Origin of the sequence: Niastella sp. (assembly GCF_045805085.1) — a bacterium.
GTDB lineage: Bacteria > Bacteroidota > Bacteroidia > Chitinophagales > Chitinophagaceae > Niastella.
In genome coordinates this window covers 1-7,166 of record NZ_JBJMLX010000559.1, presented here as the reverse complement: position 1 = coordinate 7,166, position 7,166 = coordinate 1, and the positions used below count along the sequence as shown (strand labels likewise).

Annotated in this window: 8 protein-coding genes; 7 read left to right on the top strand and 1 reads right to left on the bottom strand. The window is 43.9% G+C overall.

Going from position 1 to position 7,166, the window contains the following annotated elements:
- Window positions 1-479: DEAD/DEAH box helicase (locus tag ACJ751_RS29150; protein ID WP_407749067.1), on the bottom strand; the 479-nt coding region annotated here is incomplete at its 3' end.
- A 356-nt stretch (window positions 480-835) separates the two neighbouring features.
- Between ACJ751_RS29150 and ACJ751_RS29145 the strand changes: the two genes are divergently transcribed.
- From ACJ751_RS29145 to ACJ751_RS29115, 7 genes are all read left to right on the top strand, one after another.
- Complete coding sequence (locus ACJ751_RS29145) at window positions 836-2,185, top strand: Gfo/Idh/MocA family protein (protein WP_407749066.1); 1,350 nt, start codon at window positions 836-838, stop codon at window positions 2,183-2,185.
- A 23-nt stretch (window positions 2,186-2,208) separates the two neighbouring features.
- A complete protein-coding gene (locus tag ACJ751_RS29140; protein ID WP_407749065.1) occupies window positions 2,209-3,042 on the top strand; it encodes a sugar phosphate isomerase/epimerase family protein in 834 nt (277 codons plus the stop codon).
- Window positions 3,043-3,146: 104 nt separating this feature from the next.
- Entirely contained in the window at window positions 3,147-3,788 is a 642-nt protein-coding gene (locus tag ACJ751_RS29135; protein ID WP_407749064.1) for a hypothetical protein, read from the top strand.
- Between the two features lie 167 nt (window positions 3,789-3,955).
- Window positions 3,956-4,501 (top strand): RNA polymerase sigma factor, encoded by a 546-nt coding sequence (locus ACJ751_RS29130; protein WP_407749063.1) that lies wholly within the window; start codon window positions 3,956-3,958, stop codon window positions 4,499-4,501.
- On the top strand, window positions 4,482-4,751 hold the full coding sequence (locus ACJ751_RS29125) for a hypothetical protein (protein WP_407749062.1): 270 nt from the start codon (window positions 4,482-4,484) through the stop codon (window positions 4,749-4,751). Before ACJ751_RS29130 ends, ACJ751_RS29125 begins: the two co-directional genes overlap by 20 nt.
- Window positions 4,752-4,930: 179 nt before the next feature.
- Entirely contained in the window at window positions 4,931-5,635 is a 705-nt protein-coding gene (locus tag ACJ751_RS29120) for an ATP-dependent Clp protease proteolytic subunit (protein WP_407749061.1), read from the top strand.
- Window positions 5,636-5,994: 359 nt separating this feature from the next.
- On the top strand, window positions 5,995-7,166 hold a 1,172-nt coding region (locus tag ACJ751_RS29115; RefSeq protein ID WP_407749060.1), incomplete at its 3' end, for a hypothetical protein.

Genomic DNA, 7,166 nt, shown 5'->3' with positions numbered 1-7,166 from the left:
ATTTTATCGGCTTCATCCAGCACCAGTATATCTACTTGTGACAAGTGTATGGCTTTATGGTCTATCAGATCAATCAATCGGCCCGGTGTAGCTATTAATATTTCGATGCCATGCAAGGCCATCATTTGCGGGTTGATGGAAACACCACCATACACCGCCATTGTTTTTATGTTATTCGGCAGGTGAGCGCAGAAGGTTTTACAAACATCGTTTACCTGTATCGCCAGCTCACGTGTGGGCACTATTACCAGTACCCGCACGTGCCTGTCTTTCTTTTCTACCCGGCGCTGGCACAATTCCAGTATAGGCAATACATAGCCGGCAGTTTTGCCAGAGCCGGTTTTAGATATGCCGAGTATATCCTTTCCCTGTAAGATAGCAGGAATAGCCTGCTGCTGCACAGGCGTAGGCTGTGTAAATGACTGCTCGCCTATTGCCTTTAATAACGGTGCAGATAAACCCAATGCGGAAAATGCCATCTTCTTTTTTGCGCAAAGCTATAGTAAATACCGCGTTTTATGACTTGTATCTTGATGGCGCCATTTCCGAAATGTACTGTCCCGATAAGGGGATGAATCAAACAAACGGTGCGTTTGGCGTTATGATCGGGGTCACAGAGAATTAGTGGAATCCTTGGCAGCTTCCCATCACAACCGCCAAACTCTGTCAGACCGACCTATCTGCTAAAAGATTATATTGTAGCTGACTTTGCGAATGATGACCACTGCTCTACGCCATTGAAAAGGAGCGCAGGGTAGAACTGGCTTTTGTGCCGGCAACTGCAGGCGCACGGCGACATGATCCATTTCAGGAACATAAAAAATAAAGAACTATAATGCGTAAAGAGATGAAATCATCCCGTAGAAAGTTTATAAAAAATATGGCAGGCACTGCGGCAGCGGTGACTGCAGGGAATCTTACCAGCAGCTTTACAGCCAAAAGTTATCGCAGAATTATCGGGGCTAATGACATGGTTCAAATGGCAGTGATTGGCTGTAATGGCCGGGGAGCAGGTATGGCGGCTATCTTTGCGAAACAGCCACTTACCGATGTGGTGTATATGTGCGATGTGGAAGAAAAGGCCCTTCAGAAAGGGATCGATGCGGTTGTAAAAGCAGGAAAACAGGCGCCCAAGGGCGAGAATGATTTCCGCAAGATGTTGCTTGAGAAAAATGTAGATGCTGTTTATATTGCCACGCCCGACCACTGGCATGCACCTGCCTCCATCTTAAGCTGCGCTGCAGGTAAGCACGTGTATTGTGAAAAACCACTTTCGCACAATCCTCGTGAAGGCGAACTCGCTGTTGCTGCAGCTGCAAAGTATAAACGAATCTTTCAGGTGGGCACGCAAAGAAGGTCCTGGAAATTGCTTTCAGAAGGTATTGAGCAGTTGCACGCAGGCGCTATTGGGAAGATCTATATGGTCAAATGCTGGTATACCAATAACAGGAAATCCATTGGGATAGGTAAACAAACGGCGGTAATGCCCGGACTGGATTACGACCTTTGGCAGGGCCCGGCTCCCCGCAAACCATACCAGGACAACCTGATCCATTACAATTGGCATTGGTTCTGGCATTGGGGCACTGGTGAAGCTTTAAATAATGGTACGCATGAAATTGATGTGGCGCGTTGGGGGCTGGGACTTGATTATCCGCTATCGGTGAACTCTACCGGTGGTCGCTATTTCTTTACCGATGACTGGCAAACGCCCGATACGCAGCTCGTTACTTATCAATGTAAGGAGGCAACCGTTTTATGGGAAGGAAGAAGCTGCAGTCCTTACAAGGTGCAGGATGCCGACCGTGGGGTGTTGTTTTATGGTACCAAAGGTGTAATGCTCACGGGTCATGATGGTTACACCATCTTTGATGAAAAAGGAAATGTGTTGAAAGAAATAAAATCAAATGCGGTTGTTGATGGTCGAAATACCGCCAGTCCCAATGAAGGCCTCGACGCGGTACATATTGACAATTTTTTAAACGCCATCAGACAGAATACGCCTGTCCATGCAGATGTTACCAAGGGGTTTAAAAGCACATTGTGGGTACAGTTAGGTAATATTGCGCAGCGGGTGGGACATACCTTGCATATCGACCAGCAAAATGGTCATATTCTGGATGATAAAGAGGCGATGAAATTATGGGGGCGCGAGTATGAACCTGGCTGGGAGCCGAAGGTATAAGATGTAAATCTAAAATTATCTATATGTCATCAAGGAGAAACTTTATTCAACTGACCTCGCTTGGTCTTGCAACTGCTGCCATGCAGGTCCCTTTGGCAGGCATTGCTGAATCAATAGCGCAGAAAAAGCCCAATTTGTCCCTTGGTATTGCGGGATATACTTTTTCCAAAATTGAGATGGCGTCTGCAATTACAATGATGAAGCGGCTGGATGTTTCCAATCTGTCGCTGAAAGACGTATATCTTCCTTTATCAAGCAGTGATGAAAAGATCCGCTCAGTGGTAAGCCAGCTTCAACAAAACGGGATCAACATATACACCGTGGGGGTGATCTATATGAAGACCAGGGAAGCTGTTGATCAGGCATTTGACTATGCAAAGAAAGTGGGGGTGAACATGATCGTTGGCGTACCCACCTACGATCTGCTTGATTACGCAGAAACAAAAGTAAAGTTGTTGAACCTCCGTCTTGCCATCCACAATCACGGTCCTGAAGATGAACTTTACCCTGGTCCCCAGCAAGTATATGATCGAATCAAAAACAGAGATCCCCGTATGGGCCTTTGCCTGGACATTGGTCATGCTACCAGAGCTGGGGTAAACCCCGCCCGTGCTGTAAAAGCCTATAAGGACCGGCTTTTTGATCTTCATATTAAAGACGTGACAGGAAATACGAGGGATGCAAAGACGATAGAGATCGGACGAGGGGTTATTGATTTTGAAGGGTTCATGAAGGCATTACGCCAGGTGAACTACAAGGGGGTGTGCAGCTTTGAATTTGAAAAGGATATGCAAGACCCCCTGCCGGGACTTGCCGAATCAATGGGCTTTTTCAAGGGCACAATGGCTTTGATATAGGCACGATGTTAAAAAATATGCGTATAAACAGAATCATAATAATTTTCAGTTGGCTATTAGTTGGCTGTACCAGCAAAAATGGAGATAAATTCGGCAAACCAGTCATGTGGTATAACCATTACGATCCATGGGGTCTGGTATCTTCGAAGCCATTATTTGTTTTATATGATAATGGAATTATTTTGTACCGGCAAGAAAAGGAGTATAAGGAAGTGCAGATTGGCGAAAAGGAGAAAAACGATATTCTCTCATACTGTGTGATAAATGATTCAGTGCAAAAAGGAGGATCAACTGCCAGCGATACTTCCATAGTAGAAAAACCATCGTATGTACTTACCGTAAACGGAGATTCTGCAAAAAGCTTTATTTATTACGGTGATCTGAATAATCAGGAAGAGCGGGTAAACGCCCCTGCTGCTTTATTGAAGCTGCATGATTTTATTATTAATTACAGGAATAAAAATGCCCGTCCCTGGTTCCCGGGTAAAGTGGCGGTGTATGCGCAGCATTATGATTATGCTTTACCGCCGTCTTTAAAATGGCCGGCTAACTGGCCCGATCTGAAGCAGTCAAAAAAAGTTGATGAATTGGTCTCGGTTTTCTATCTGGACAAAAAATATTTCAATGAGATGAAAGCGTTGTTAGCCAGACGAGGCAATACACAGGCAATCGAAATAAATAACAGGAACTATTATGTTTACTATCAGCTGCCCATTCCGGGAATTGATAGTATGCCTGTACAATGAATAGCTATTACTTGTATTTAATATCAGAACCATTCATTTAGGTTCATAAAATGTAAACACACCCCTGGCAGCAACCGGTGTTTTATTTTATGCCCGGTGAAAATAAATTTGTACATTCTGGGTGATATTTACGCTAAAACCGCCACTTATTAGTAAAGCGTTCGTTTATGATGCAAGAGCTGATAATAGAAGACAGGGCCGCAGACAGGAAGGAGCTTTTTATGCACCTGTACCAGCAGGCATTTCCGCTGGTGGCCAAATATGTGCGCGACAAAGGTGGTTCATTCGAAGAAGCCGAAGACATTTTTCAGGATGCGCTGGTGATCTATTATGAAAAACTGGTTACATCCAATGTGGAACTAACCTATAGCGAACGTTCCTATCTTCTTGGTATTGCCAAACACCTGTGGGCAAAGAAAAATAAAGAACACTACAACCATATAACGCTGGATGATTCGCTGACCGGTATAGCCATGGAAGAACCCGGCACTACAGCATCTGATAAACTGCTCAACCTGTTACACCACTCGGGCCAGCGTTGTATGGAATTGCTGCGGGCTTTTTATTATGATAAATTACCGATGACTAAAATTTCAAAGCTGTTTGGTTTCAGCAGCGAACGCTCGGCCACCGTTCAAAAATACAAGTGCCTTGAAAAAGTGAGAGATCTTGTAAAAGAAAAATCGTTGAGCTATGAGGACTTCCTTGCATAACATACAACAGATAGAGGATTATCTTTTAAAATACGCCGGCGAGGCCGACCAGCGCCTGTTTGAAGCGCGGTTGCTGTTACAACCCGCCTTGCACGAACAACTCTTGTGGCAGCAAAAAACCTACGCCATCATTCGCCAGTACAGCCGCCGCCAGTTAAAAGCCGAAATAGAATCGGTACACCAGCACCTGTTCAATGAAATAGAGCATATAACCTTTCGCAGGAAAATAATGGCACTTTTCAGGCAATAGGCATTGGGCAATAGGCAGTAGGCATAAATGCTGAAGATCTATCGTCTTTGGAACTGTATTCCTGTTGCTACTGCCCACTGCCTGAAACCGGGCTTTTTCTTTACGCTTTAGGCTTACAGCTTTCAGCCTGACGTTCTGTGTTCCCAAGCCTCATTTTTTACTAAAACAAACTTGATACTATGACCAGTATTCAACAGGATTTTCGTGCCTATGCGGTACACCATCATCGCATTGGCAGCCAGCATGTGGATGGCTTTATTGCCCGGGTAGAAAACCGCTTTATGCCCATGGCCATGACGCCCTATATTACAGAAGAACGGCAATTGAACGTGGCGCAGATGGATGTATTCTCGCGCCTGATGATGGACCGCATTATTTTTTTAGGCGATGCCGTTGACGATAAAATTGCCAATATCATTCAGGCGCAACTGTTATTCCTGCAATCAGCCGATGCCAAACGCGACATCCAGTTATACATTAATTCCCCCGGCGGGTCCGTGTATGCAGGCCTGGGCATTTATGATACCATGCAATACATTACGCCCGAAGTGGCCACCATTTGCACGGGCACGGCCTTATCTATGAGCGCTGTATTGTTATGCGCCGGCGCCGCCGGTAAACGCGCCGCCCTGAGCCATGCCCGCGTAATGATCCATCAACCTTCCGGTGGCATTCAGGGCGTTGCCGCCGATATAGAGATCACTATGCAGGAGATCAAAAAATTGCAACACGAATTGTATTCGATCATTGCGAAACACAGCGGGCAGGATTATCAAAAAGTGCACGAAGCATCTGACCGCGATCACTGGATGAAGGCGCACGAAGCCAAAACATTTGGTATGATCGATGAAGTGTTAGGCGAGGGGGCTCAAAGCAAAAGCTGATATTTAAATTTCTTTGCCTCTTCACCGCCATCTTTGAAATGCCTTTTAATTTTGACCGGTAATCGAAAAATAATAGCTAAAGAGGCCCGGATTGCCGGGCTTCTTTCTGTTAATGCTCAGGAATATAGCAGCCAGGAAGCTTAGCGGTACTAAAAACGAAAAAAGTAACGTGCAGGCAAATAGGACGACTAAAAAAAGGAAATAGTATTTCGGAAGGCCCCGGCAAAGAAAATTCAAGTAAAAAATATTATTATTTCACAACTTTTCAACCTGAGTTTTTCCCGTGAATTACTAAATGTTGGCAATTTGATTTAAGCCAGGTAATTGTTGTTAATTTGCCGTATTAATAACCCCTCACTATGAAAAGGCTATCGCTGCTTGTTACTTTTTCAATTCTTTGTCTTTTTTCTTTCTCTCAAACTAATGTACAGCAGGATCCTAGGGTAAATCAGATTTTAAAAGGCGCCCTTGCCTCCCAAAGCGGTTATTACATTTTTGGCAGAACTACTGTCTCCGCGTTTATTAACATAGCCGTATTAAATCAATCATCACGTAAATTATGCTGGTTCACCTGCCACGGGCGGTTATTTGATTCCACTAAACTCACTGTCCAGGAGTTTAAAAAAGTAACTTCAAAACAACTAGATCCGTTTGTATTCTATCAAAATATTTGTGATAAATACTTGGCCGATATTGCCGCTGCCAAGGATATATACCGAGTGTATGGTGATATACAGCTGCTCAATAAATTGAATGGCAACTATCGTGCACTGTTTGCAATGGAAACTATGCAAGCAGCTAAAACCACGCTGCAGAAATTAATAGCAATAGAAAATGTCCGGAAGAAGATTCTCATCCAACTGGCATATCTGAATTGTGCAAGCCCACTTGGTCTGCACGATGACCCGCTTTATAATTTCAGTAAAGAGCAGGCGGGTACCATGATACAAACAAAGGATAGTACAGTATATTATAATATCGATCCCACCAGTGCTGTTGCTAAAATTAGTCTGTATAAAAAGTCTGTAGGACAGCTTTACATTCAGAATAGGTTTTCTGAAATAATTGACAGCGTAGCCATACAACCGGAAAAGTTTGATCTTTTACAGAAGGAAAAGACAGATGTTTTTTTGTTATACCGGGGATGGTTAGAACTGCAATGGCAAGGGGCCTTGTCTGCAATAAGACGCCAAGGTGCTGGGTTGTATAATCAGGTGGATGTTCAGAGTGAAAATGATATTAAAGAACTCTACAGCCAACTCAATGCTATTGGAACAAAGATCAATCAATTGAACTGGCCCGAAGTAAAGAGTATAGAGCAGGCTGTATTTGATTTTTATAAAAATGAAACATCTGAAATAAATTATATTCCCCTGTTGGGTATAGGCTACAGTTTGACTCAAACAAGAGGCTTAAGAGAATACGAGCTAACCAATCACTTAGGTAATGTACTGGTTACAGTGACTGACAAGAAAATTGGCGTATCTTCCCCATCAAATAGTTCTTTGATCGATCACTACGAGCCGGATAT

Excerpts from the sequence above, each read along its gene's own strand:
- ACJ751_RS29145 (WP_407749066.1), top strand. The coding sequence starts at position 836 with ATGCGTAAAGAGATGAAATCATCCCGTAGAAAGTTTATAAAAAATATG.
- ACJ751_RS29140 (WP_407749065.1), top strand. The coding sequence starts at position 2,209 with ATGTCATCAAGGAGAAACTTTATTCAACTGACCTCGCTTGGTCTTGCA.
- ACJ751_RS29135 (WP_407749064.1), top strand. The coding sequence starts at position 3,147 with ATGTGGTATAACCATTACGATCCATGGGGTCTGGTATCTTCGAAGCCA.
- ACJ751_RS29130 (WP_407749063.1), top strand. The coding sequence starts at position 3,956 with ATGATGCAAGAGCTGATAATAGAAGACAGGGCCGCAGACAGGAAGGAG.
- ACJ751_RS29125 (WP_407749062.1), top strand. The coding sequence starts at position 4,482 with ATGAGGACTTCCTTGCATAACATACAACAGATAGAGGATTATCTTTTA.
- ACJ751_RS29120 (WP_407749061.1), top strand. The coding sequence starts at position 4,931 with ATGACCAGTATTCAACAGGATTTTCGTGCCTATGCGGTACACCATCAT.